The organism is Brevibacillus sp. FW306-2-1A-C05A (assembly GCF_058781555.1).
The window spans coordinates 1-26679 of sequence record NZ_JBYSWV010000040.1; the positions used below are offsets into that span (position 1 = coordinate 1).

Sequence of the window (26679 nt, forward strand, 5' to 3'; positions counted from 1 at the left end):
AAAAAAGCATCGTAGGTGGTCAACTCGAAGATGAGCGTTTGCTCCAAAAATGGTCAACTTTTTGATTAGCATTCACACACATAGGAATCTTATCAGTAAAGAGAGCATTTAGACCAAACCAATTCACTATTCCACAAAGGTATTGCGTGAACAAATACATGTACCGGTAAAGGATAGCCTCCATTAGCATAGGGAAATCAGTTTTTTTCCTCCAACAAAAACACAGTTCCCCACCAGGAGAACTGTGCATGCTTTGCTGTCTATTTTTTTGTCAACCCTTCGTAAATCGTCTTGATGTTCCACTCCATCATCTTGATGTACGTATCGCCGTCCTCGCCTGGCTTGCCGAGCGAGTCGGTGAACACTTTGCCGACGATTGGCACGCCGGTTTCGCGCGAGACCATTTCCATGCTGCGCGGGTCGATGCTCGTTTCGACGAACAGCGCCGGGATTTTTTTCTCGCGGATCAGGTCGACTACCTGGCTGACCTGCTCAGGCGTTCCCTGGTTTTCCGAGTTGATTTCCCAAATGTAGGCGGCGTCGAAATCGTACGCCTCGCAGAAATATTTAAACGCTCCTTCGCTCGTGACGAGGACGCGCTGCTCGCGCGGGATTTGGCCGTATTGCTTGACGGCTTCGTCATGCAGGGCGCGCAGCTTCTCGATGTACGCCGTTGCGTTTTTCTCGTACGTTTCCTTGTGCGCCGGGTCGATTTTGATGAGGGCGTCGCGTGCGTTTTCCGCGTACTTGATGCCGTTGCGAACGTCCAGCCATGCGTGCGGGTCTTCTTCGCTTTCTTTGCCTTTGGTGGTCAAATGCTTGGCGGCTACCCCTTCGCTCAGGCGGAACACGGGTGCATCCGGGCCGGACTTGCCTGCCGTTTGCATCAGCTTTTCAAACCACGAGTTTCCTGCTTCCAGGTTCAGGCCGTTGTAGAACACGGCATCGGCATCCGTTGTTTTTTGCACGTCTGCTGGCAGCGGATCGTATTCGTGCGGGTTGGAGCCGACGGGAGCCAGGCTGTGGATCTCGACGCGATCTCCCCCTACGTTTTTCACGATGTCGTACAAAATCGAGTACGTCGTCACGACTTGCAGTTTGTCGTCGCCGGATTTTCCGGGCTCGGCCGAGTTGTTTTGCGGAGCGCCGCACGCAGCGAGCAGGACGGTTGAGATGAGAAAGACGAGAAACAGGTTCCATTTTTTCATGCGAATTCTCCTTTACTTTGAAAGCTCGACTCTTTTTTGCCGGGCTCGAATTGATTTCCAGACAACCCCGTGCTTGCGGGAGAACAGAAAGGCTAGCAGGAACAGCGCGGTTGCCACCATCACAATCGTCGCGCCCGAAGCCAGATTGTAGGTAAAGCTGAAGTACAAACCGACGATGGCGGAGATGACACCGAAGCCGGCAGCCAGGAAAATCATCACCGACAGGCGATCCGTCAACAAGTACGCGGTAGCGGCCGGAGTAATCAGCATGGCGACTACGAGCACGATGCCCACCGTTTGCAGAGACGCTACCGTCACCATCGTCAGCAAGGTCATCAGCAAGTAGTGGATGAGATTGTTGCGCAGACCGTAGGCGGCCGCAATCGTCGGGTCAAACGACGTCAGCAGCAGCTCCTTGAAGAACGCGTAGACGGTCACGATGACGATCAGACCGATGCCGACGGTCACCCACATGTCGGACGGCCGGACGGCGAGCACGTTCCCGAACAGGATGTGGTACAGGTCCGTACTGCTTTTCAGCATCGTAATCATGATGATCCCCAGGGCAAAAGCCGAGGTGAACAAAATGCCGATGGCCGTGTCGTTCTTGATCCGGCTGTTCTGGCTGACGTAGCCGATTCCGACCGCCGTCAGGACGCCAGTGGCGACTGCTCCCAGGAAAAAATTGATCCCGAAAGCATAAGAGAGAGCAACCCCCGGTAAAACCGCGTGGGAGATCGCGTCCCCCATCAGCGACATGCCGCGCAAAATAATGAAGCTGCCGATGACGCCGCAGATGATGCCCACTACTACAGAAGTAAACAAAGCTTTTTGCAAAAATTCATACTGTCCAATTGCTTGTAAAAAATCCATCACGCCGTTACCTCTACCTTCTCGAGAAATTGAAGTTGATGCGCGTATGCTTTCGCCATGACCTCTCGATTCAGGACTTCATCGACTGTTCCGAACTTGATAAGCTCTTTGTTCAAAAGCAGCAGTTGATCGAAGTAAGCATTCGCCTTGCTCAAGTCGTGGTGGACGACCACGATTGTTTTGTCTTGAAGCTGCAACTCCTTCAAAATCCGGATGATCGTCTCCTCGCTGGCGACGTCGATCCCGACAAACGGCTCGTCCAGAAGGAGCAACTCCGGCTTTTGCGCCAGTGCCCGAGCCAAAAAAACGCGCTGCTGCTGCCCGCCGGACAACTCGCCAATCTGCCGCTTCGCGAAGTCCTCCAGGCCGACTTTTCGCAGGCATTCCATCGCCCACGCCTTTTCCTTCTTCTTCGGAAATTTGAACAAGCCGACGCTCGGGTACGTTCCGATGAGGACGGTATCCATCACCGTGATCGGAAACGTCCAGTCGATCTGGCTCCGCTGCGGGACGTAGGCGACCTGCTTCCGGACCTCATTCACTTCCTTGCCGTAAAACCGGACGTCTCCCTTGTCTTTGCCGATCAACCCGAGCATGGCCTTAATCATGGTCGATTTCCCCGCGCCATTCGGCCCGATAATGCCCACCATGCTTCCTTGCTCGACAGCAAAGGTTACGTCCCGCACCACCTCGACTCCAAAGTAAGAGACGTGAAGCTCTCTGACTGACACCGCACTATTCATGAGATTCCCTCCAATTAACCAATCGTTGGTGTACGTTCTCGGTTGTTGTTGACCGTTGCTTCCGCTGGACAATTCTTTATGACTGGCTCATATATGCTTATACACAAAATTGTGGTTGTTAACCAATAATATTCACCCTAGCAAAATAATATGCTTGTGTATAAAAATGTTTCCCTAATGCAAAATTTAAAGGATATTTATCCTGCTGTCAATCCTCATTTTCATTTTCCGCCCAGGAAAACGGGTTTCGCGCCGCCGTTTTCCTGCCCAGAGCCGCCACAGAACCGCGCCAGAATATAGAAAAAGCACAGCCCGCATCTATCGAGCTGTGCTTCTTTTTATTCACTTCGTTCCGCTTTTGTTACACCAGTTGCAGCGAAATATACTTCACTTCCAAATACTCCTCGATGCCGTGGTGGCTGCCTTCGCGGCCAAGCCCGCTTTCCTTCATGCCGCCAAACGGCGCTTGCGCGACAGATGGCGCCCCATCGTTCACCCCGACAATACCGTATTCCAGGCTTTCCGAAAACGTGAACGCCCGCGCCAGCGACTGCGTGAAGACGTATGCCGCCAACCCGTACGGCGTCGCATTCGCCCGCCGGATGACTTCCTCATCGTCGGAAAACGTGCTGACAGGCGCGATCGGCCCGAACGTTTCCTCCTGCATGCACACCATCTCATCGGTTACATCCGAGAGCACGACCGGCTTCATGAAGTAGCCAGTGGCTCCCGCGAGAACCGGGCTGCCGTGGAGCGTCGCCCCTTTGCCCACGGCGTCGTCAATTTGCTGCTGGACTTTTTGTACGGCTCGCTCGTCAATCAACGGCCCGATCTCGACGTCGTCTTCTGTTCCCTGGCCTACGCGCAGCGCGGACACCGCCTCTGTCAGCTTTTGCAGGAACGGCTCTTTCACAGCTTCATGCACATAGATGCGGTTTGCGCAAATGCACGTTTGCCCGGCGTTGCGGAATTTGGACTGGACCAGCCCTTTGACCGCCGCGTCGAGATTCGCGTCCTCTGCCACGATAAACGGCGCCAGGCCGCCAAGCTCCAGGGAAATCTTTTTCACGGTATCGGCCGCTTTGCGCATCAGCAGCTTGCCCACCGGAGTCGACCCGGTGAACGTCAGTTTTTTCACGCGCGCATCGTCCATCCAGACATCGACGACTTCCGCTGCCTGCGAAGTCGTCACGATGTTGATGACGCCTGGCGGAATCCCCGCCTCGTGGGCGCACTCCGCCAAAAGCAGCGCGGTCAACGGCGTCTGTTCGGCTGGCTTCGTCACCGTCGTGCAGCCTGCCGCGAGCGCTGGCGCGATTTTTCGCGCAATCATCGCCGCAGGGAAATTCCACGGCGTGACGGCCGCCACGACACCGACTGGCTGCTTCTGCACGAGAATCCGCTTGGAGGCGGCGGAGGCAGGAATCGTCTCGCCGTAAATCCGCTTTGCTTCCTCGGCGTACCATTTGATGTAGCTGTTCGCGTACTGCACCTCGCCTCGTGCTTCTGCGAGCGGCTTGCCCTGTTCCAGCGTCATGACGTACGCGATCTCGTCCAGGCGGGCTGCGATCGTCTGGTGCCAGCGCTCCAGCAACGCCGCGCGCTCATAGGCGGTCGTTTTCGACCAACTGGGAAAAGCGGCTTGCGCAGCGTCGACCGCCTGCCGCGCTTCTTTCGCGGAAGCGTCCGGCACGCTGCCGATGATTTCCAATGTCGCGGGATTTTGCACCGCGACGCGTGCCGCAAGCGTCACCCACTCTCCGTTCACGTACATGCCTTTGTTCCATTCTTGTTGTCTCACGCTGCCTTTTCCTCCTTTTCATTTGCCGTGAACAATTTCTCTTTTTCACCGCGCAACCAATCTTTTCCATATAATAAGACGCACAGCAAAATTCCAGCGCCAAAAGCCATCGCCGCTCCTTTGATGACGAGAATCGCCCCTACGACACCCGCGATGCCCAGGTCGCGCTGGCTGCGCGCCTGCATCACGCCAATCCGCACGCTGACGTAGCCTTGGACGAGCAGCGTCAGGGCGACGGCGACGCCGAGAATCGGCTGGACCAGACTGACGATCGGCAAAAGCAATAAACCTGTATTCGTACCCCAGCGAAACGATCCCGCACCGCCGAAAAACGAGTCCATCGCTTTTTTGCCTTTTTTGAACCGCTCCACCACCACAACCTGCATCGCGGCCCACATCGGCCCGCACATCGTAATGTCCGGCCCGATCAGGCTCATCAACATGTTGCGTCCGCCAAAAATCATGTGCGCCCGGTCCGGGTTGTAGTCGACTTTTTCATCGAGCCGCACTTGGTCGGACTCGGACAAAAGCGCTTTCGTCTTCAACACGTCGCCAAAGACGACGAGATACGTTGCGAACACAGCCGGAATCGCTGTAATGAAAAAGGAGAGCGACGGCAAGCCCAGCCCGAAGACGGTGTACTGCGACCAGAGCGTGGCGAAGTCCGGCTGGCTGAAGCCCCATTGAATGTCCGGCCACTTCGCTTCCCCGAACAACGGGGCGACGAACACCGCGAGCAAGATCGCAGGCAAAATCCCGAGGTTGCCGAGCAATGCCCACCCTTTCCCTTTTTGTTTCAACCCTTCAAAATGTTTGGAAAAAACGAGATAAAAGCAAAAGCCGATACAAATGGCAATCGTGTACGGGAACAGGTCGAACTTCCCGCCCTTTTCAAAAATCGAGGTAATCGCGCCAATCCCCGCGCCGAGAATAATCCCCGACTTGATCGCATTCGGCACGAAGTTGACTACCCGCTTCGCTAGTCCGGTGACCCCGAGCAAAATGGATAACAGCCCAAGCGTCAACTGAAAGGCGATCAGCGCGTACACCCGCTCCTGCCCTTCCGGAAACTGCTCGACAAACAGCACAATCAGCGGAATCGCCGGCGTAATCCAGCCGGGAATGACCGGATCGCCCAAGAGGTGGTGCAGCAAATACAAAAAGCCATTCAAAATGACAACGGCCAGTCCTACCTCAAACGGCATGCCCAGATGGTCGGCGAGCAGCGTGATCGCGCCGAGGTCGACGGCGCACATCAACAGTCCTTGCAAATAATCGGGCCATTCAAAGCGATAGTGTACAAACGGCAGCCGGATCTTGAACGGTCCGGCCGGAATGTACGGGGTTTCTTCACCCGCTCTGCGTTGTTTCCACTTCATACGATGTCCCCCTTTTAGTAAGCTGCTCGATAGATGTCTTCGATATCTTTTTTCCGCAAAGCGCGGGGATTGTTTTTCAAAAGGCGGGTTTGCTTCATCGCCTCTTCGGCCATCTCGGCGATCGCGGATTCCGGAATGTTGAACTCGCGCAGCGACTGCGGAATTTCCACGTAACGGCACAGGCGCGTCATCGCTTCAATCGCTTTTTCCGCCGCTTCGTCCAGGTTCAGTCCGGCGACGTTTTCCCCGAGCGCCTGCGCGATCTCCCCGAGCTTTTCCAGGCAGGCGATCTTGTTCGCCCGCATGACGTAAGGCAGCAAGAGCGAATTGCTCACGCCGTGCGCCATGTGGAATCGTCCGCCGAGCGGGTAGGCCAGCGCATGGACAGCGCCTACGCCCGCGTTGCCGAAAGCAAGTCCGGCCATCAGCGACGCGGTAATCATCGCTTCGCGCGACTCGATGTTATCCGGGCACGCGTACGCTTTCGGCAAGTGAACGGCAATCAGTTTCATCGCGCCAATCGCCAGCGCGTCCGTCACCGGGGAGGCGAACTTGGAAATGTAGGCTTCCACCGCATGCACCAACGCGTCCACGCCGCTCGCAGCGGTCACGCTCGGCGGGCACGTAAGCGTCATCACCGGCGAGACGATGGCGACGTCCGGCAGCAGGTAAGGGCTTACAATTCCTTTTTTCACTTGCTCTTTCGTATCCGACAAAATCGAGATGTTCGTCACCTCTGAGCCTGTCCCCGCCGTAGTCGGAATCGCGATCAGCGGCAAGCCCGGCTTTTTCACCAGATTCGTGCCAAAATATTGCTCGATGCTGCCCTCGTTCGTCGCCATGACGGAAGCTGCCTTGGCGATGTCGATTGCGCTGCCGCCGCCGACTGCGATCAGGCCGTCGTAGCCCCCTTCGCGGATCATCTGCACACACAAGTCGACGATCTCGATTTCCGGCTCGGGGTTCACGTCCGAGAAGACGCCCGCCTCCATCGGCAAAAGCGCTTCCACCTGCGCGACTACCCCGGCCTGAATGAGAATTTTGTCCGTCACAATCATTGGACGCGCCACTTTCAGACGGGCAACCTCCTCGGGCAGCAGCGCCAGCGAATCCCGCCCTGTGACCAGTTTGTTTGCAGCGGCAAAAGTAGAAATGTTCATGATGTCACTCTCTCCTTTCTGTATGCCGCTACGTGAAAAGCAACTCCCGTGCCAAGCGGAAAAAAGCGGGTGCCAATTTCGCTCCGCCACCTGCGGGAAAAACGACCTTCCCCCCAACAGCGGCAAGCCTTTTCTCACTTTTTTGTCACATTTTCCGCAGCACAGTTTGTTTCGGCCAAAAGCAACCGTTTACATTCGCTGTTTGATTATAATTCAAATCAAACTTGCGCATTTGATTCATTATCAAATCAAAATCCATACCCTTCCCCTTTCGACACATCCGCTCACCTGGCTAGCGGAAAAAACGACGAATGATTGTCGTTTCCTGCTTGTCATCTGGCCTTCCGTCAATCAAAAATGTTTTATGTTTAAAATAATCTGTTAATTAGGAATTTTCATTTGACAACCTTTTTGGAATATTTTACTATCATAAGAACGCACGCGAATATCTGACGCGGATGAATATTGCGGGAGAGACTAAACTCGCCGTTTAGCACCGAAGGAGCAAATCCTGACCGCTCAGGACAAATCTCTCAGGTAAAAGGACAGAGAAAAGTAGGAACCGGTCTATTTTTCCCGTTCCTTTTTTTGTTGCAGAAAATAGGAGTGTTGTGCGTTCACCATGAAACAGCCGTTCCATTTGCCTCGAAAAAGGAGGGAAAACTGCCGACAAAACCGCAAATTTTCTGCCTCGCTCAAAAATGTAAGCGTTTTTTTCGATGGAAGTAACTTAATGATGTATTTATGCTGGGTCGCTATGTTAAGATATGAATTATAAAGTTTCATAAACTTTTTGAAAGGTCGGCGGTTGGTTTTTTACCAACAGCCGCAAACGAATCAAACGCATGAGAAATGAGGGGGATCACATGCAACAGCAAAATTTGGCGAGGGGCCTGAAAAACAGGCACGTTCAACTCATCGCGATCGGCGGGGCCATCGGAACGGGATTGTTCCTCGGTGCGGGCAAATCCATTCACCTGGCCGGCCCATCCATCCTGTTTGCTTACTTGATTACTGGGATTATTTGCTTTCTGATTATGCGCTCGCTCGGTGAACTTCTCCTTAGCAACCTGAACTATCATTCCTTCGTTGACTTCGTAAAAGACTACCTCGGCAACATGGCCGCGTTCGTCACAGGCTGGACGTACTGGTTTTGTTGGATTTCGATTGCCATGGCCGACTTGACGGCTGTCGGAATGTACACGCAATACTGGTTCCCTGAGGTTCCGCAATGGATGCCGGGATTGATTGCGCTCGTCATCCTGCTCATCATGAACCTGGCAACGGTCAAGCTTTTCGGCGAAATGGAGTTCTGGTTCGCGCTCATCAAAGTCATCGCGATTCTCGCTTTGATCGCCGTCGGAATCTTCATGATTGTCAAAGGCTTCTCGACAAACTCCGGCGCGTCCAGCTTCAGCAACCTGTGGAGCCACGGCGGCATGTTCCCGAACGGCATCAACGGCTTTTTACTCTCCTTCCAGATGGTCGTGTTCGCCTTTGTCGGCATTGAGCTTGTCGGGCTGACTGCCGGGGAGACAGAAGATCCCGAGCGCGTGATTCCAAAAGCGATCAACAACATCCCGATTCGCGTGCTGCTCTTTTACGTCGGCGCTCTGATCGTCATCATGAGCATCTATCCATGGAACGCCATCATCCCGACCGAAAGCCCGTTCGTTCAAGTGTTTGCGGCTATCGGTATCGCGGCTGCCGCAGGTATCGTCAACTTCGTCGTGCTGACCTCCGCCGCTTCGGCATGCAACAGCGCCATCTTCAGTACAAGCCGTATGCTCTACTCGCTCGGCAAGGAAAATAATGCGCCTGCGTCCATGACCAAGCTGACAACGCGCCAGGTGCCTGCCAATGCCTTGTTCTTCTCGACTGTCGTCGTTCTCATTGCGGTTGTGTTGAACTACATCATGCCAGAAGGCGTCTTCACTCTGATTACGAGCGTTTCGACGGTCTGCTTCCTGTTCATCTGGGGCATTACCGTGATCTGCCACCTGAAGTACCGCAAGACAAGACCGGATCTGGCAAAAACAAACAAGTTCAAAATGCCGCTCTTTCCGTTTGCCAACTACCTGATTCTCGCTTTCCTCGCGTTCATTCTCGTCGTGCTCGCGCTTGCCGAGGATACGCGCGTGGCCTTGTTCATCACTCCGGTCTGGTTCATCATGCTCGTCGTGATTTACAAGCTGCGCAAGGCTAAAGTCGATCAGGTGAAAGTATTGGAAAACTGATCGCCAGCCAAACAAAAAACACATCCGGCTTCCGATGTGTTTGCATGGCAAGGACAAGCATCCTGCGACTGCACCAGGCATTCGCAGGATGCTTTTTATTTGCTCGCTTCCGGCTCGTTCTCTACGCGCAGTTGCAGCTTTTTCATCTTTTGGACGAGTGCGCTCTGGCTGATGCCGAGCGCTTCTGCCGCCAACCGGGTCGTCTTGTGCGTCTGGATCGCCTTGCCGATCATGCTCCGCTCCAGACGGGCGACCGCTTCGCGCAAAGACGTCGGTTCTGCCTGCGGGAACACTTGCTGGAGAAAGTTCGGCAAATCGCCGACGTCAATCGTGTCGTGAAACGTCGTGACCACCAGCCGCTCGACCAGATTCGCCAGCTCCCTGATATTTCCCGGCCAGCTATAGTTCGTGAGCCACTCGTAGCATTCCAGTGTCATCGTCTTTTCTTCCTTGTATTTCTCATTGAATTTTTCCAGATACGACACCAAGAGCGGGACAATCTCTTCCCGGCGTTCGCGCAGCGGCGGCACCTCGAAGGTGACGATGTTCAGCCGATAGTACAAATCCTCGCGAAACAGCCCCTCGCGCACGAGTGTAGCCAGGTCGCGGTGGGTAGCCGTAATGATCCGCACGTCCACATGGCGGACTTCGGTGGAGCCGACGCGCATGAATTTGCTTTCCTCCACTACTTTCAACAGCTTCACTTGCAGCTCCAGCGGCAAGTCGCCGATCTCGTCCAAAAACAGCGTGCCGCGATGGGCGCTCTCCAAAATGCCGATTTTCCCCTGCTTGAGCGCGCCTGTAAACGCCCCCGGCTCGTAGCCGAACAACTCGGCCTCGACCAGATGGCCCGGGATCGCCGCGCAGTTCAGCTCCATGAAAATTTCGTTCGCGCGGCTGCTGCGGGCATGGATGTATTTGGCGATCATGCTCTTCCCCACACCCGTCTCGCCTTGCAGCAAAATTTTCGCATCTGTCTTGGCGACCTTGTCGGCCAGCCGGAACAGCGAGCGCGTCGCAGGTCCGAGCACGACGTCCTCCAGCCCCGTCTGGTCCGGGTGCGGCAAATCGCTGTGCAAAAGCTTCTGGCTGTCCAGCTCGTGCTTGAGGCGAATCAGCTCGGTAATGTCCCGGACGCTGCTGATGACGTACAAAATTTCGCCTGCGGGAGACAGCACAGGGGTGGCAGAGACGATGATCTTGCGGCTGTTGCGGATCGTCTGGATCAGCGTCACCGGCCTTCGCGTGCGAATCGTTTCCAGCGAAGCGGACACCGAAATCATGCCTTGCTTGATGAGATAGCCCATGTGCTGGCCGATGACCTCTTCCTCGCGAATGCCCGTAATGCGCTGGTACGCCTGGTTGACAAACAGCGTGACGCCTGCCCCGTCCGTAATATAGACGCCGTCGTACAGCGCATTGAAAACAATTTGGCAGACCGGGCTTTCAAAAAAAGCGCGAAGCTGCGCCTGCGAGCTGGCCTGCCTCTGGCGGTCCGGCAGGTTCACCTCGGGCACGACGTACTCGACAATCGGGCGCGTCAGTTCCCCGCGATGAATGGCGTGGGCGATCGCTTCCACCGTCAAATAGCCGAGAAACTCACCCTCTTCGCTGTACACTTCCTGCACTTCATTTTGATCTGGCGAAAAATGCGCGACTGCTTCCTCAACCGTCATCGTAGGACGCAATGAATACATGGGCTACTCTCTCCTGGATGTCATGACCTGATAAATGAACGAAAAGCTTTCTCTATCATTTTACACGCTCCGCCCTCGAATCAAATATCCCTTCGATCGCGATTCCATTTTTACGTTTGAGCAGAAACATAAAAGGAAAATAAGAAATAAGGCTGAAATTCAACGCCCCAAACGTGTACGCCAAGATCGTGCCTGCCAGCGCGAGCAGACTGTCCGGGATACTCGTCGCGGCCGCAGTGCTCGTGTGGTCCACCGCGCGCATCAAAAGCAGGACAACCAGTTGGAAAAGCCCGACCAGCAGGCCGAGAGAAAAGCCGGCCCCTACACACAGCTTGAGATAAGAAGAAATTTTCAAATATTTCACAGTCAACGACGTGTACATGCAAGCCCTCCTTTGCCTTCATCCAATATTTTACACGTCAACCTGAATGGAGTCCTGTCTTTTCTCGAAAGTTTTTGCAATTACATACAAATAGCGAGGTCGCTCATGAAAACTTTTCACGTCAGCCATGCCCGAAAACTGACCATCCTCATCCTGTTAATCATCGTCGTCGCCTTCTCTCTGTCCGGCTACATCATGCGCTCCCAGACCAATCGGATCATGAAAGTCGAGATCGAGAGCAAACTGACTCTGCAAAGCCAGGCGCTGGCGGAGCGAATGAACGCATTTTTCGCCCAGAAAAGCTTTCTCATCAAGCAGATGAGCACCAACCAGTCGATCGTTCGCTACTTGCAAACCGTCAAAACGCGGGACGATGCGTTTTCCAACCCGTATTACCCGGATGTGGCCGCCGCACTGGACGGCATCCAAAAGCTGGACCGCAACCTGGGACTCGTCTGGATTTCCAGCCAGGCGGGCAACTTCACATTCGGCAACACAGACGAGCTTACGGGGACAGACTGGTCGCTCCAGCAACGCCCGTGGTACCAGGACGCCGTTCGCACAGACGAAGTCGTTTTTTCTGAGCCGTACGAAGATTACTTGACCAAAAAAATGGTCACCAGCGGCACCATGAAGCTGAAAGAGGACGGGAAGCTCTTGGGCTTCGTCGCCATTGATATTTTGCTCGACGACATTCCGGAAATGCTCGGCAGCTATCCCATCGGCGAATCCGGCTATGCCATCCTGCTCTCCAGGGACGGGACGATCATGTATCACCCGAACCCCGCGCTTGTCAGTCGGCAAAAGCTGACAGAGCAGCCCGGGGACATGGGAAAAATCGCCCACAGCATGATCGCGGGCCAAAAAGGGCTGCAACGCATCACCATCGACAACAACAGCTACTACATCGGCTATGCGCCCGTCGCTTCTACAGGCTGGTCCGTCGCAGCGGTTTTGCCTTCGAGCGAAGCTCTCGGCCAGTTGAACTCCGTACAGGAGCTGTCCAGCCTGATTACCGGGCTGTCGACTTTTATTCTGGTCGGCATGCTTTCGCTTTTGCTGCACATTATGCTTCGGGAGCAGCGGCGCATCCAGGCGGAGCTGTTGGCCGCGAAGGAAGAGGCGGAAGAAGCGAGCAAAGCCAAAACCGATTTTCTGGCGCGAATGAGCCACGAAATCCGCACTCCGCTAAACGGGATCATCGGACTGTCGCAACTGATGCAAAAAACGGTCATGACGCTGGTGCAAAAAGATTACCTGGACAAAATTCTCTCTTCCTCGCAGGTGTTGCTGCGGCTCATCAACGAGATTCTCGACTTTTCCAAGATCGAAGCCGGAAAGCTGGAGCTGGAAAAAGCCAGCTTTGACCTCGACGACTTTGTCCGCCGGCTCTCGCACATGCTGAGTATTTACCTTGGGACGAAGCAAATCGAGATCATCGTCGAGCTGCCGCCGAAAATGCTGCCCAAGCTGATCGGGGACCAGCATCGGCTGGAGCAGGTTTTGCTCAACCTGTGCCACAACGCGATCAAATTTACCGAGCAGGGCTACGTCGCCATGCGCGTCACGCTGGTGCAGGAAGACGAAAAGAGCCTGCTTTTGCACTTTGCCGTGGAGGATACGGGCATCGGCATGTCTGCGGAGCAGATGGACAAGCTGTTCGAGCCGTTCACCCAGGCGGACGGCACGACGAGCAGAAAATACGGCGGCACCGGACTGGGCCTCGTCATTTCGCGCAGCCTCGTGGAAATGATGGGCGCCACTCTCGAAGTCACGAGCACGATTGGCAAAGGAAGCTGCTTCTCCTTTACCCTCGCGTTCGAGCACGCGCCCTGGCAAGAGAACGAAAGCCCCGGCTCGCTGCTTCCTCCCGGCTACGCCAACCAGCGCGTCCTGGTCGTGGAGGACCATGACAAAATGCGGAGCAGCCTGGCGGACATGCTGGTGAGCCTGCGCTTTGCTCCGACCTGCGCCGCCTCGTGGCGAGAGGCGTTTGCGCTGCTGGAAGAGGCGGACGAATCCAACCCGTTTTGCTTTGTCTTCGTCGACATGGAGGCGGAAGACATGTACGGCGTCGAGTCGCTCTGGCGCCTGCACACGCTCGCCGAAGCATGCGATGCGGCGACCATCGCCATGACGACCGAGTACGGACGCGACGAGCTGGCCTCGCTGGAGGAAGCTGTCCAGCCTGACGCCGTTCTCATCAAGCCGATTAATCGCATGGACGTGACGCGCGCCCTGCTGGGAGCGCAGGAGCATAAAGAACTGCACACCGCCCACGTCGCGGCTCCCGCGCAGAGCGCTTCTTTCGAAAACGTCATGTTTCCCGGACATCGCGGCACCATCATGCTGGCGGAAGACAACGAGATCAACCAGCTCGTGGCTGTCGAATTTTTGCGCCGGGAAGGCTATGCCGTCACGATTGCCAAAAACGGCCTGGAAGTGCTGGAGCTTTTGGACACGAAAAAATGGGATCTGATCCTGATGGACGTCCACATGCCGGAAATGGACGGCTGCGAAGCGACGCTGCGCATTCGCCAGCACAAGCAGTACGCGAGCCTGCCGATCATCGCGATGACGGCGAGCGTCATCAAAGCCGAGCACGACAACTGCTACCGCTCAGGCATGAATGGCGTCATCACGAAGCCGATTCATCTGGGAGAGATGAAAGAAACGTTGAAGCGGGCCATTCCTGTGCCTTGTCTGGATGTGTCGCTCGCGCTGGAGCGGCTGGATGGAAAACTCCCGATCTACACGCAAATTCTCCGGACGTTCACCCGCGAGTACGCGAATTTTGCCGAGCGGCTGCAAAAGACGCTTCGCGCAGGCGATACCGAGGAAGCCCGACGCATGGTGCACACGCTGAGCGGCGTAGCCGGGAATCTCTCTGCCCAGCGATTGCTGCTCGTAGCAAGAAAGGTTGAGAGTCTGCTCTCCCCATCGGCAAACCGGAGCGATTATGAAGAATGTATGAGCGAGTTTGCGTGGCAACTGGACGAAGTATTAGCTCTCGCAACCGAGTGGCTGGAAACTCTGGCGAACTCCTAACAAATTTTTAGCATTTTTCGTGAAATTAGGTCCATTCTCCTCATTTTTTTGCTAAAATATGAGAAAAGTATTAGGAAATCATGAACCATTGCTAGCTCTTTCCCATCTTTATGAATAACTTTCTCCCAGAAAGAGTGAGGAATCTGATGTACAAACTATTGATTATCGAAGACGATCAGATTATGGGTGAAATGCTGGCCATGTATTTAACCGAGGAAGGTTATTCTGTGAAAATAGCAGATCATGGACAAAAAGGTCTGGAGCTGGCCCGATCGTTTGCACCGGATGTCATCCTTCTCGACATGATTCTGCCGGATATGAGCGGTACCCGGTTGTGCGGCGAGCTGCGCAGCTTTTCGCTCGCTCCCATTCTCGTCGTCTCGATGAAGACAGACGTATCCGATCGGGTAGAAGCCTTGCAAGCAGGAGCGGACGATTACATTTGCAAGCCGTTTTCACTGCGAGAGATTTCAGCAAAAATCGGAGCCATAATCAGACGAACTCACCAATACCAACAGCAGGCCGCCTCCGTGGAGAACGCCGAGCAGGCGGATACGACGATCGCTTGCCCGGAAAATACGTTTCTGCTCGACCTGGAGCGCAGGGCGATCTACGTCAACCAGTTCCACGTCGAGACGACTTTTTCCGAATTTGAAATCATGCGCCTGTTCATTACAAACGAAGGCAAGGTGTTCAGCCGAGAGGAGCTGCTCTACGAGCTTCGCGGTTTTGATTCTTTTGTCACAGACCGGGCGATTGACGTCCACATCGCCAACTTGCGCAAAAAAATCGAAGACAATCCGAAAGAACCGAAATACATTCGAACCGTCTGGGGTGTGGGGTATAAATTCGTCTCTAGGAACTAGCAGACAAACGCATGGGATGGTGCTCTTTTTTTGAGATTATTTCACACTCTCCTAATACATAGACAGAAACTTATCTAATACATCAGGTGCATAATCAATCCCAGAAGACTTGGACTGCATATGGAGGGTAAAAAATGGAGTTTACACCGCATGCGACATGCGAGGACCTGGAGCACAAGCTGAGATTGGCCAATGATCTGCAAGAGGCATTGCCTCTTCAACAACTATCCTTGCACTACCAACCCCAATTCGAGACCGGATCTGGCAATGTGCGCGGCTTTGAGGCTTTGCTCAGATGGAATCATCCGCACTTTGGACCGATCTCCCCCACAGAATTTATCCCGCTCGCCGAGGAGACAGGACTGATTTATTCCATCGGAGACTGGGTGATCCAGACCGCTTGTCAAAAGAACAAGCAAATTCAGGAAAAATACATGCCCAACTCCGTCATGTCCGTCAATTTGTCGGGCTTGCAATTGCAAGATTCCTTATTCTTTGACCGGGTGTGCGGCATTTTGCAGCAAACCGCTCTCTCCCCGCAATCGCTGGAGCTGGAACTGACCGAACGGGACCGCATCTCGCTCAAAGACAGACGGATCGACTCACTGAAAAGATTTGCCCATCACGGTATCAAAATCGTATTGGACGATTTCGGGACGGAATACTCCTCGCTTGAATACATCACGACTCTCCCCCTTTCTACGATCAAAATCGACCGCTCGTTTGTCACACATATCAACAATCATTACGAAGGGACCGTTCTCGTCGAATGGATCATCTCGCTGGCGCGAAAGCTGGGATTCACCGTCGTCGCGGAAGGCATCGAAACATACGAGCAGCTTCATACCTTGCAAAAGTGGAAGTGCGATTTTGTGCAAGGCTATTTGCTGAGCAAGCCGCTGCATGAACAGGAGCTGCCGCTGTTTTTTCGCAAGGTGGAATGGAAGCAGGAAAACAAATTCTAGCATCCAGGTGTCCTGGAATCATCCCCCTTGCCCGACCAGCTTCAGCACACGGCACAGGTCGTACAGAGCGTGGACGCCGCGCATTTGCCAGCCATTGACCTGATGCAAATAACGCAAGGTGTCCACGGCGATTTTTCGCGCCTCCTGCACATCTTCTTCCTTCATCTCGGCGACGGCGTTTTTCAGCTCTACGACGGAGGGCGAGTACACCTGCGCACGCAACGCTCGCAACAGCATGATTTTGTGAATGTGCGAACGGTTGAACAACTGATAGCCGTTTTTCGGATCGCGCGCGGTCGTAATCAGCCCGGTTTTTTCCCAGTGGCGAATCGTAGAGCTGGGAAGTCCTGTCTCGCTGGCGGCTTGCTTGATTCGCGATTGCCACACCCTCCGATTGGCGTTGCCTGATAACCTTCCGCTGTGAGGCTGCTGCCTCCAAATTTTATCGATAGGGCGGGATGACCAACTTCCCGGTATAATCTAAATAGCCATCGAGACCCCAATTGATGGCGTACAGACCGTTACGATCCATAAGAGAGCCATATGGACTTTGATAGGTACCAAAATAACGTGGACTTACAAGATACTCTCCTTTGCGATTGATAAAGCCCTCCCTGCCGTCGTGCAGGCGAACCATGGCTATACCGTTATAAAATCTGCCTATAGCTGAGTATTTGGGTTCGAGAATGACCTCTCCTGTCAGGGTAACAGCACCCGCGTAAGATTGACCGTCTTCTTTGTTAGTGTAGTACCTGTAAATGCCTTCCTCTACATCCGATGATCCTGCAAAAGGAGTAAATTCGCCTGGCGGGATGATCCATTCGCCTTTTTTATTGATCAATCCTCCTCCAAGCGATTTTCCGTCCGCTTTCCAGCTCGAAGCATAGGCTATTCCGTTCCGGAAGGGAACGGTAAAATAATAGATCGGTGCGATGATGTACTCGCCTTTGCTGTTAATAAACCCAATCTGCTTATCCTTTTCTTGGACAGCGGCTAATCCGTCAGAAAATTCTTTTGCCAAGACGTACTTAGGGGGGACCAAAACGGTTCCTTTCGCATCCATATATCCGTAGTAAGGACCTTGCTTAATGAGGATCGGATCATTGGAATACTGCTGCCGTTCGGGAATGTAGCCTACGTAATCAAAGGTAGGCTGCACGATCCAATTCCCCTTCGTGTCGATGAGTCCCCATTTTTTATTCACAGAAGCAGCTGATCGTCCAAAACGGAAACCTACTATTCGCTCATACTTTGGAGGGATGACTTCCTTTCCTGTACGGTCGATCACCCCGCTTCTTTCCCCTATCTGAAAGCTTGCAAGCCCTTCGGAGAAACTGGAAATATAGTTGTATTTATAGGGAACAATGAGCTTGCCAGTATGATCTATCACTCCCCACTTTTCTATGCTCGTGTTTCGTACAAGGCCGAGGCCATCTTTGAATTCCTGTATCGTACCGTATTTGGGCAAAGTAAATCTCGCATGAATCTTGCCATTACGATCACTCAAAGCCCATTGATTCCCGGTAGGTTTTCTTAGTGGGTACAGTTGCTGGTTTGGTTCGCCTGCACCTTGTGCGGATACACCAGCAAGGCTGAGACACGCCAGAATCATAGCTAGGATCGTTACCAAAAATTTCTGCATAGTAGTACATCCTCCGAGAGTCTAATGAGTTAGTTGCCCTAATTATAGGGTAATTTGGAATTAAAACCAATAAGGGGTTTTGGCTACACGGGGACAAGGAACTGTTCTTTTGCGTGCGTGTCGGTATTTCGAAAAATTTACCATCTCAGTAAATACTGATATCAATAGATTCTAAACATTTATTCGGAATCTTTATTAACGATAACGATTTAATGGAGGTGTATCCATTCATGCAATCTCTGACAGCCGTTTGTTAATGAATGACATTCTCTCCGTTCCATATCGATTTGATTTCAATCTACTAGACATCCATGCTTCTTTACAAAAACATCCCCATTCTTATTATCATCAAAAAAGATCCGTCTAAGTATGTTCGTATCCATATTCTAATCCTACCCTAAAGAAAGAAAACAGGACAGCCTTTCGACTATCCCAAAACTTATAAATTCCTATCTGTTGAAAAAAACCTTGAAGCTTTCTTCAAGGTTTTTTTCGCCGCGAGCCACTAACCGTTTTCCTTCAACGCAACCCCGTTGATTCGCAAATGGGCGCGGAACATTTCCATGATCGACGGCATGTCCGCTTTGTCCGCCCACGAGTCCGTATTCCACACGCCAGCCTGCTTGAATGCGCGCGGGCAGTGAATGAAACACTCTTCCACCTCGACGACGACACCGAGCCCGAGTGTTTTGCCCTTCCAGTTCTGCGCGGCGAGCAGCTCGGCGTTTTTCGTAATCGTCGCTTTTCCGTTGATGCGCAGCACTTCTTCCAGCCCGGGAATGAGAAAAATCATGCCGACCTGCGGATTCGCCAAAATGTTCAGCAAAGAATCGACCCGCCGGTTTCCCATTCTTTCCGGAAAAATAACGTGCCGCTCGTCCAGCACTTTGACAAAGCCCGGCTCATCGCCGCGCGGAGAAACATCGCAGCGTCCATCGGCATCTGCTGTCGCCAGGAAAAACAGCGGCGACATGGACAAGTAATGAATGACATGCGACTCTACCTGCGCAATGCTTTTGTTCGCAACCGTCTCGTGCGGAACCCCTACCAGACTTCTCAGTTCATCCGCGCTGGCAACACGGTCCTTTTGCCACTTTTCTTCCCACATCTTTGTCTCTCCTCCAGGCCCTGTATTTTGGATGACAAACGCCAAGAGCGATCGGGAACGGTTCTCATCCATTTTTCCCATCTTATCGGCTGCGCAGGCGGATTGCAAGACTGCTGAGCGAACGACGTACCGTCTGCTCGCCTTTTTTCCCCGCGCACAATAGAGGATAGCTCACGCGCTATCGCGCAAAGATGCGACTGCCCGTCGCACGCCAAAAGGGATGCCGCCTGTGCATCCCTCTTCGTGCGTGTTTCCCGCTCTTTGTCCGTTGCCTTTGCGCGGTTACACCATAATTTTGCAAATGTCGTTCGTAAACTCGACCGGGTCTTCGATCGGCAATCCTTCGATCAGCAATGCCTGATTGTAGAGCAGGGCGGTGTACAAGTTCACCTTTTCCTTGTCCTCGGCAAAAGCTGTCTTGAGCGACTGGAACACGTTGTGGTTGACGTTGATTTCCAGCACCTTTTGCGCTTTGACGCCCTGGCTGTTCGGCATAGCGTTCAACACTTTTTCCATCTCAATGGTGACATCGCCCTCGGTGGACAGGCAAACCGGATGGGATTTCAGCCGCTTGGACGCTTTTACGCTGGTGACTTTTCCTTCGAGCAGGCTCTTCATGTACGAGAACAGCTCCTGGTTGTCTGCGTTTTCTGCGTCTGCCGCCTTGTCCTGGTCGTCCGCTTCGATGCCCAAATCTGCGCTGGATACGGAGCGGAACTCTTTCTCCTTGTAGGTGCGCATCATTTTGATCGCAAACTCGTCGATGTCTTCCGTGAAGTACAAGATTTCATAGCCTTTGTCGGCAACCAGCTCGGTCTGCGGCAGCTTTTCGATGCGCTCGTTGGATTCTCCGGTTGCGTAGTAAATGTATTTTTGGTCTTCCGGCATTCTCTCCACGTACTCGGCGAGCGTCACCAGCTTTTTCTCCTTCGAGGAGTAGAACATCAGGAGGTCTTGCAGCGTGTCCTTATGCGTGCCGAAGTCGCTGTACACGCCGTATTTGAGCTGGCGGCCAAACGCCTGATAAAACTTCTCGTACTTCTCCCGCTCGTTTTTTTGCATGCTTTGCAGTTGGCCCTTGATTTTGCTGGCGATGTTTTTCGCGATCAGCTTCAACTGGCGATCGTGCTGCAGCATCTCGCGGGAAATGTTGAGGGACAGGCTTTCCGAATCAACCATCCCTTTGACGAAGCTGAAGTAGTCTGGCAGCAGGTCTGCGCACTTGTTCATGATGAGTACGCCATTGGCATACAGCTCCAGACCTTTTTCGTACTCTTTGGAGTAATAGTCGAACGGAATGCTTTCCGGGATGTACAAAATCGCCTGATAGACGACGGCTCCGTCCGCGCTGACGTGGATGTGCGCCAGCGGCTTGTCAAAGCCGTAGTGCTTGCTTGCGTAAAACTGCTCGTAATCTTCATCCTTCAGCTCGCTTTTGTTTTTGCGCCAGATCGGCACCATGCTGTTGATGACCTGTTCTTCGCGCGCTTCCTCAAACTCGTTGTCGCTGCCCTCTTTTGGCTTGTGGGTAGTGACGTCCATTTTGATCGGGTAGCGGATGAAGTCGGAGTATTTTTTGATGATCGCTCTTAAGCGATACTCTTCCAGAAACTCGTCGTAGCGCTCTTCTTCGGTGTTCTCCTTGATTTTGAGGATGATCGTGGTACCGACCGTCTCTTTTTCATACGGCTCGATCGTATAGCCATCTGCGCCGCTGGATTGCCATTTGTAGCCTGTCTCTGCCCCGAGCGCCTTGCTGATAACGGTCACGACATCGGCGACCATGAAAGCGGAGTAGAAGCCCACCCCGAATTGCCCGATAATGTTGTAGCCATCCTTCGCTTCGATTTCTTTTTTGAAGGCGAGCGAGCCGCTTTTCGCGATCACGCCCAGGTTGGTTTCCAGCTCTTCAGCGGTCATGCCGATCCCCGTATCGGTAATCGTCAGCTCGCGGGCGTCTTTGTCGATGGTGATTTTAATGAAGTAATTGTCTTTATCAAAAACTAGCTGAGGATCGGTCAGCGATTTGTAATAAATTTTATCAATCGCATCGCTCGCATTGGAAATCAGCTCACGCAGAAAAATCTCTTTTTGCGTGTAAATGGAATGGATCATCATTTCCAACAGTCGCGTCGATTCTGCCTGAAACTGCTTCTTTTCCATCGGACATTCTCCCTTCTTCTTTTGCACGACACACTTGTTAGCACTCTAGCATGGTGAGTGCTATCCACTATTTTTTATAGCAGTCCTAGATTTTTCTGTCAATATATCGGCCTTGTTTTTTCCAAATTCTGCCGACTGTTGGAAGCTTTTTTTCCATAAAAAAGGACCATGCGAAAATGGTCCTCTTCCTCGTCGCTATGCTCCTTTTTCACTGGCCGCATACGCTTCTGCGGCGATCGCCAAAAGCGTGCCCATGATTTTTTCCAGTCGTTTTTGCCGGGCCAGCAAAAGCTGTTCCTGCTCTTGCAAAAGAAGTTCCCGCTCCGGCTCGCCGTCGAGCAACTCGCGAATTTTTTGCAGCGGAAAATCCAGCTCGCGATAAAACAAAATTTGCTGCAGGCGCTCCAGCTCTTTTGTGCCGTACAGCCGATAGCCCGCTTCGCTGATCTCGCTCGGCACGAGCAAGCCGATCTTGTGGTAATGGTGCAACGTTTTGATCGTCACCCCGGAAAGCTCCGATACTTCCTTGACCGTGTACAGCACGTGTCCGCCCTCCTTTCCCCTTTAGTGTAAAGACTCCCCCAAGCGGAGAGTCCAGCGTTTTTGCCAAAAAAAATCCCTCGCTGGCTAGGGCGAGGGTTGAAAAAGGTGGTTAACAGTGTATAGGACTCAGTGTGTCCCGATTTTGCCATTATATCCGTCCGTTTTCCCGGCGAAGCCAAAGGGGCAGGCGGCGCGGGCAGCGTCTGCATGCTATGCTGTTCGAGTCGCTTCCGCACCGCTCCATGGCAGCCTTTTTACCCGACCGCGACCAGATCGAGCACCGCTGCGTTGATCCCGTTCAAAAAAGCAAGTGCACTCGCTTTGATAATGTCCGTATCCATGGCGCGGCCCGAGTACGTTTTTCCCATGTACTCGATGCGGATATTGACGCGGCCGACAGCGTCCTTGCCGCGGGTTTCGTCCCATTCAGTTTGCGCGTTCACGCGGGAACGCGTCCGTGCCGTCGCCAAACAGCCATTTCAACGCATTCATGAAGCGAAACGCGAAGAAAAAAGAATCGTGCGTCCCGAGCGGGTCCGTCTCGAACTTCAGATGTTCCGGCGGAAAGCCTTTTTCGAGCAGGAGACGGTGCGCCGCTTTGGTCTGCGCGACCATTCCCGACTGGATCGTCTTTTTGTAGACGCCTTCCAGCTCGCCGACGTACATATAGACGCGATGCTTCTCAGCAGGCAAAGCCCTCTCCTGCATGTACGAGATGAAGCCTTCGTACCAGAACGAAGCGGATATCCAGGCGCTTTTGCCAAACGTCTCCGGGCGATTGAAGTACGCGTACGCACTGACCAGTCCGCCGAGCGAGCAGCCTGCAATCGCGGTGTGCTCCGGTTCCGGCATGGTCAAATAATTCGCGTCGATGTGCGGCTTGATCTCGTCTGCGACCGCTTGCACGTAGCGGCTCGCTCCGCCGCCAAACGACGGCCTGTCCGCCACAAGCGCCCCTTCTGGCCACGGCGTGTAGTCGTGATTCCGGTCGTGCGGCTTGATGCCGACGAGAATCAGCTCCGGAAGCTGCTTGCTGTTAAACAAATGATCGAGGTAATTGTACCCATCCATCGCGACTTTGCCTGCGTCCTGCAAGTAGACGACAGGATAGCGTTTGTTTTCTTCTGTATAGCTGCTCGGCAAATGGATGGACAGTTCAAAGCCCGCCACTTTCTCCGTAATGAATCGCTTCCGCATGCTCGGACCTCTTTTCCTCGGTTTTGATGGAGTCTCCCCAAAATTATAAGGACAGTCCGCGCAAGTAGCCATGCACAAAATCCAGATTCGCCGATGAAGCTTTTCCTGTGCGGCAAAGCCGACAGCCCTGCCTGCCTGACCAGCCCGCCTGAAGTTGCTTTTTGGTCAAAAACCTTGCGGCGCCTTCGCCATGTCCATGTACAGCACATTCCAGCGGTGTCCGTCCAGATCGGCAAATCCGGCCCCGTACATCCAGCCGCCCTGCTCCTGCGGCTCGGCAAACACCGTCCCGCCTGCCTCCCTGACCTTTTTCACCAGATCATCCACTTCTTCGCGGCTGGCCGCCTCGACGGAAAACAACACTTCTGTGCCGCGCCTCGTGTCTGCCAGTTCATTTTGCGCAAACGTCTGGAAGGTCGCCTCCGGGAAAAGCAGCACCAGCGTTTTCTGCTCGCCGATTACAAGACCTGCCATATCGTCGCTGTGCTCATGGCGCGGGTGGAACGAAAAGCCGATGGCGGCGAAAAACGCCTTCGACTTTTTCACGTCCTTCACAGGCAAATTGATCCAAAGCTCTCTCGTCATAGTCGTTTCTCCTTTGCTCGTTTTTTCGGGGGAAACAAGCTGCTTTTTATCAGGATACCAAAAACAGGCGTGCGGGCTTCTTCTCGCTTGCTGTTTTCGTAAAAAAGAAGCGGCGGCTTGCTTTTACCCCGCTTGCCTTTCTGCGCGCTTGTTCTCAGAAGCCTCGTCGCGAATCAAGCACGCTGCCAACAGTCCTTAGCCAAGCACCAGCGCCAGCAGGCAAAACGTCACGGCGTAGCTGGCCGTTTTCATCCAGTGAATGGAGAGGATCGGCCCGACGCTCGTTCCGGCAAACAGGATAAACGTATAGACGGATACCGCAAGCCCGCGCAGCTTCCCGGCCAACTGACCGATCAGCAAGATGAGAGAAGGAACGGCGAGAGCGATACCGCTGACGTACACAAGCGTCATCCCGATGAGCACCGGCAAGGAGGCGCCCACGCCCAGCAGCGCAAGCCCGGCAACGGCGAGCAGCAAGGAGAAGCGCAGAACGCCGCGGACGCCAAAGCGTTTGGACAGGTGCCCGGCGAGCGGCGACAAAACCATCCCGCCAATGCTTGCCGCACGGACCCACACAATTTGTTGCGCATCAAGACCATAGGCTGGCCCGCTCAAGTATGCGCCGAGAACCGTGTACATGCTCACAAAAGACAGCAACAGCACAAAGGCAATCACGTAGCCGAGCAGCAAGTTTTTGGCCCGAAAAACGTGCCTGATCTGCCGGAACGGTTCCCAGACGCTGGCGTCCGGATACAGGCGCTCGCCTTTTGGCAGGAACAACCAAATCAACAAAAACGTGATGACGTATGCGACAGCCAGTACGTTAAACAAAAATCGCCAGTCGTACAGTTGGCTGAGCCAGCCGCCAACCACCTGCCCGACAATCCCGGCCACGAGAAATCCGGTACTGATGAAGCCAATGGCAGTCACTCGTTTTTCGAGCGGAAACATTTCGACGGCGTAAGCCAGCGCGACCAGGGAAAAACTGGCGGCCGCCGCTCCCTGCAAGCCTCGCAGCACGATCAGCCAGCCAAAGCTGTCCACTGTGCCCAGCAGGAAGGAAAGCACAATCAACACAAATAGCCCGCTCAAAATCACCTGTTTTCGCCCGTATTTGTCTGACAGCGCCCCGTACACCAGGCAGCCCAGCGCAAAGCCGAGCGAAAACACACTTCCTGTCGCCGCCGCTTCCGCCAGGGACACTCCGTAGTTTTCCGCAAACAGAGGCAAGAGGGGAATCGTGACATACAGGCTGGTCATGAGCGCGTAGCTTTTTTGGTGGATCAATTCGGTTTTCATGAGCAAATGCCACCTCTTTTTGATTATTGTTTTCGTCAAGCGTGAATCATGGAGAGATTTTTTCAACCCAGATGGCTAGCGGAACGAATTTCCATCCAGGATGAACCTACGGAAAGAGATGTAGTTAGATAATCTAATTATTTGTCGAAAAAAATTTACCTCCCCACTCCCAGCCTGTTCTCCATCGTCCGGTTCAGCTTGACCAGCACGTTTTCCAACACATGCAGTTCCTCCGGCTCCAGCTCATGGAACAGCGAGGAGCAAACTGACCAATAGGCAGGCAACACTTTTTCTACGAGCGCGCGCCCTTCTGCCGTAATTTTCACATGCACCCGCCGACGATCTGCGGAGTTTTGCTCGCGGACGATCCAGTTTCTTTTTTCGAGCCAATCGAGCAGCGCCGTCGCTGAAGCCCGCCGAATCCCCAATCGTTCCGCAATCGCAGACGGGGTAATCAGTTCTTTTCCGTCGTGCAGCGTGAGCAAAAGCAGCAGATCAAGCTTGCTCTCTGTAATGTCGTACGGAGCCAGCTCCTGGTCCATGACATCCAGTACGTGGTCGGACAGCCACAGCATCAACAGCCCCATGTACGCAGTATGCTGGTTGGTTTCGCTGGCAGCCGTCTTCGCCAGCAAATCGGCATACGGCTTTACGCCCAGCTTTGGCAATGAGTGATCCGGCGTGTGATCTTGCTGATTTTTTTTGCGCATCAGGCACCTCAACAAAACAAATTAGATTATCTAACAATATGCTCACTATATGGGATTTCTCCGTTTTGCGCAAGTGGCTTGTGCGTCAATTTTTCCTAGCGTTTAATTCCCTTGTTGACACTCGGAATTATAACGCCTAAAGTAGTTTGTATAACAAATCCTTCCAACTGCCTGATTGCGAGAAACCGCCAGCCTGCGAATAATCGTGGCCTCACCCGTTCCGCACGCGTTGCTCGCTTCATGAAAGGGGTACGTCTTGTGATCCGGCGGCTTGCTGCGGAAGGATTGGAGCGAACATTCCAAAAACGTTGACGAGGTGGGCACATGGCAAACGATTTGATTCAGGCAATCACGCTGCTGAAAGAAAAGGAATGGGTCGATCTGACGCACACGTTCGGCCCGGAGTCGCCGCATTTTGCCGCTTTCGACTCAGCCGAATTCAAGACGCTGTTCACGCATGACGACGGCTTTTTTTCGCAGAGCTTTACTTTTGCCGGACAATACGGCACACACCTGGATGCGCCAATCCACTTTGTGCGCAACAAACGCTACCTGGACGAGCTGGAGCTGAAAGAGCTCGTCTTGCCGCTCGTCGTCATCGACAAATCAAAAGAAGCAGAAGCAAACAACGACTACGTGCTGACCGTGGAGGACATTTTGCAGTTCGAAGCCGAGCACGGCCGAATCGAGAGCGGCAGCTTCGTCGCCCTGCGCACCGATTGGAGCAAGCGCTGGCCCGATGCGGAGGCGTTCAACAACAAGGACGCCGACGGCAACAACCACGCTCCCGGCTGGGGACTGGACGCCTTGAAGTTTTTGTTTGAGGAAAGGCAGATCAAAGCGATCGGGCATGAGACGTTTGACACCGACGCCAGCGTCGACTTCCAGAAAAACGGCGCGCTATTGGGCGAGTATTACGTGCTGGCCCAGGACACCTATCAGGTCGAGCTGCTGAAAAACTTGGACAAGCTGCCTGCCAAGGGTGCCGTAATCGTCAACATTACGCCGAAGCCGGAAAAAGCCTCCGGGTTCCCTGTGCGTTCGTTTGCGATTTTGCCGTAGCCATCGTTACA

General features: G+C 53.6%; 21 protein-coding genes, 2 pseudogenes and 1 riboswitch. Of the genes and pseudogenes, 5 read left to right on the forward strand and 18 right to left on the reverse strand.

Annotation, left to right across the window (positions count from 1 at the left end):
* Positions 1-260: 260 nt before the first annotated feature.
* From AC3WJN_RS19830 to AC3WJN_RS19855, 6 genes are all read right to left on the reverse strand, one after another.
* Positions 261-1208, reverse strand: a complete 948-nt coding sequence (locus AC3WJN_RS19830) for a metal ABC transporter substrate-binding protein (RefSeq protein WP_005829608.1) — start codon at positions 1206-1208, stop codon at positions 261-263.
* A gap of 12 nt (positions 1209-1220) precedes the next feature.
* A complete protein-coding gene (locus AC3WJN_RS19835) occupies positions 1221-2081 on the reverse strand; it encodes a metal ABC transporter permease (protein WP_005829610.1) in 861 nt (286 codons plus the stop codon).
* Positions 2081-2824 carry a metal ABC transporter ATP-binding protein gene (locus tag AC3WJN_RS19840; RefSeq protein ID WP_005829612.1) on the reverse strand — a complete coding sequence of 248 codons (744 nt, stop codon included), beginning with the start codon at positions 2822-2824 and terminating at the stop codon, positions 2081-2083. Before AC3WJN_RS19840 ends, AC3WJN_RS19835 begins: the two co-directional genes overlap by 1 nt.
* A gap of 361 nt (positions 2825-3185) precedes the next feature.
* Entirely contained in the window at positions 3186-4625 is a 1440-nt protein-coding gene (locus AC3WJN_RS19845; RefSeq protein ID WP_005829614.1) for an NAD-dependent succinate-semialdehyde dehydrogenase, read from the reverse strand.
* A complete protein-coding gene (locus AC3WJN_RS19850; RefSeq protein ID WP_007778771.1) occupies positions 4622-6004 on the reverse strand; it encodes a hypothetical protein in 1383 nt (460 codons plus the stop codon). The genes AC3WJN_RS19845 and AC3WJN_RS19850 overlap by 4 nt, the downstream gene beginning before the upstream one ends.
* A gap of 14 nt (positions 6005-6018) precedes the next feature.
* A complete protein-coding gene (locus AC3WJN_RS19855; protein ID WP_005829618.1) occupies positions 6019-7164 on the reverse strand; it encodes an iron-containing alcohol dehydrogenase in 1146 nt (381 codons plus the stop codon).
* 458 nt (positions 7165-7622) lie between these two features.
* A riboswitch (glycine riboswitch) is annotated at positions 7623-7723 on the forward strand.
* A gap of 307 nt (positions 7724-8030) precedes the next feature.
* Here AC3WJN_RS19855 and AC3WJN_RS19860 point away from each other — a divergent pair.
* Complete coding sequence (locus AC3WJN_RS19860; RefSeq protein WP_005829620.1) at positions 8031-9401, forward strand: amino acid permease; 1371 nt, start codon at positions 8031-8033, stop codon at positions 9399-9401.
* A 95-nt stretch (positions 9402-9496) separates the two neighbouring features.
* Here the strand turns inward: AC3WJN_RS19860 and AC3WJN_RS19865 are convergent, their stop codons facing one another.
* Entirely contained in the window at positions 9497-11098 is a 1602-nt protein-coding gene (locus AC3WJN_RS19865) for a sigma-54 interaction domain-containing protein (protein WP_005829622.1), read from the reverse strand.
* 55 nt (positions 11099-11153) lie between these two features.
* Positions 11154-11480 (reverse strand): hypothetical protein, encoded by a 327-nt coding sequence (locus tag AC3WJN_RS19870; protein ID WP_005829624.1) that lies wholly within the window; start codon positions 11478-11480, stop codon positions 11154-11156.
* A 105-nt stretch (positions 11481-11585) separates the two neighbouring features.
* Here AC3WJN_RS19870 and AC3WJN_RS19875 point away from each other — a divergent pair, with 105 nt between their 5' ends.
* The 3 genes from AC3WJN_RS19875 (at position 11586) to AC3WJN_RS19885 (ending at position 16359) form a co-directional block, all read left to right on the forward strand.
* Positions 11586-14528: a response regulator gene (locus tag AC3WJN_RS19875; protein WP_007778760.1), complete on the forward strand. Its 2943-nt coding sequence runs from the start codon at positions 11586-11588 to the stop codon at positions 14526-14528.
* A 146-nt stretch (positions 14529-14674) separates the two neighbouring features.
* The gene (locus tag AC3WJN_RS19880; RefSeq protein WP_005829628.1) at positions 14675-15394 is read left to right on the forward strand and encodes a response regulator transcription factor; all 720 of its coding nucleotides are present in this window, start codon (positions 14675-14677) and stop codon (positions 15392-15394) included.
* A 134-nt stretch (positions 15395-15528) separates the two neighbouring features.
* Positions 15529-16359, forward strand: coding sequence for a putative bifunctional diguanylate cyclase/phosphodiesterase (locus AC3WJN_RS19885; RefSeq protein WP_007778755.1), 831 nt, complete (start codon positions 15529-15531; stop codon positions 16357-16359).
* 18 nt (positions 16360-16377) lie between these two features.
* Here the strand turns inward: AC3WJN_RS19885 and AC3WJN_RS19890 are convergent, their stop codons facing one another.
* The 10 genes and pseudogenes from AC3WJN_RS19890 to AC3WJN_RS19935 all read right to left on the reverse strand — a co-directional run bounded on the left by AC3WJN_RS19890 (position 16378) and on the right by AC3WJN_RS19935 (position 25606).
* The gene (locus tag AC3WJN_RS19890) at positions 16378-16746 is read right to left on the reverse strand and encodes a MerR family transcriptional regulator (RefSeq protein WP_007778752.1); all 369 of its coding nucleotides are present in this window, start codon (positions 16744-16746) and stop codon (positions 16378-16380) included.
* Between the two features lie 55 nt (positions 16747-16801).
* On the reverse strand, positions 16802-18001 hold the full coding sequence (locus AC3WJN_RS19895; RefSeq protein ID WP_005829634.1) for a WG repeat-containing protein: 1200 nt from the start codon (positions 17999-18001) through the stop codon (positions 16802-16804).
* Between the two features lie 505 nt (positions 18002-18506).
* Entirely contained in the window at positions 18507-19109 is a 603-nt protein-coding gene (locus AC3WJN_RS19900) for an MSMEG_1061 family FMN-dependent PPOX-type flavoprotein (RefSeq protein ID WP_005829636.1), read from the reverse strand.
* Between the two features lie 282 nt (positions 19110-19391).
* A complete protein-coding gene (gene htpG / locus AC3WJN_RS19905; protein ID WP_005829638.1) occupies positions 19392-21272 on the reverse strand; it encodes a molecular chaperone HtpG in 1881 nt (626 codons plus the stop codon).
* Positions 21273-21515: 243 nt separating this feature from the next.
* A pseudogene (locus tag AC3WJN_RS19910) lies at positions 21516-21815 on the reverse strand (MerR family transcriptional regulator); the annotation flags it as partial.
* A 254-nt stretch (positions 21816-22069) separates the two neighbouring features.
* Positions 22070-22231, reverse strand: a pseudogene (locus AC3WJN_RS19915) (alpha-isopropylmalate synthase regulatory domain-containing protein); the annotation flags it as partial.
* Positions 22232-22241: 10 nt separating this feature from the next.
* Positions 22242-23012 (reverse strand): alpha/beta hydrolase, encoded by a 771-nt coding sequence (locus tag AC3WJN_RS19920; RefSeq protein ID WP_007778740.1) that lies wholly within the window; start codon positions 23010-23012, stop codon positions 22242-22244.
* A gap of 165 nt (positions 23013-23177) precedes the next feature.
* Positions 23178-23597: a VOC family protein gene (locus AC3WJN_RS19925; protein ID WP_007778737.1), complete on the reverse strand. Its 420-nt coding sequence runs from the start codon at positions 23595-23597 to the stop codon at positions 23178-23180.
* A gap of 195 nt (positions 23598-23792) precedes the next feature.
* Positions 23793-24896: an MFS transporter gene (locus tag AC3WJN_RS19930; protein ID WP_007778735.1), complete on the reverse strand. Its 1104-nt coding sequence runs from the start codon at positions 24894-24896 to the stop codon at positions 23793-23795.
* A 155-nt stretch (positions 24897-25051) separates the two neighbouring features.
* Positions 25052-25606, reverse strand: a complete 555-nt coding sequence (locus tag AC3WJN_RS19935; protein WP_005829646.1) for a MarR family winged helix-turn-helix transcriptional regulator — start codon at positions 25604-25606, stop codon at positions 25052-25054.
* Between the two features lie 324 nt (positions 25607-25930).
* Here AC3WJN_RS19935 and AC3WJN_RS19940 point away from each other — a divergent pair, with 324 nt between their 5' ends.
* Complete coding sequence (locus AC3WJN_RS19940) at positions 25931-26668, forward strand: cyclase family protein (protein WP_007778731.1); 738 nt, start codon at positions 25931-25933, stop codon at positions 26666-26668.
* The last annotated feature ends 11 nt before the right edge of the window (positions 26669-26679 follow it).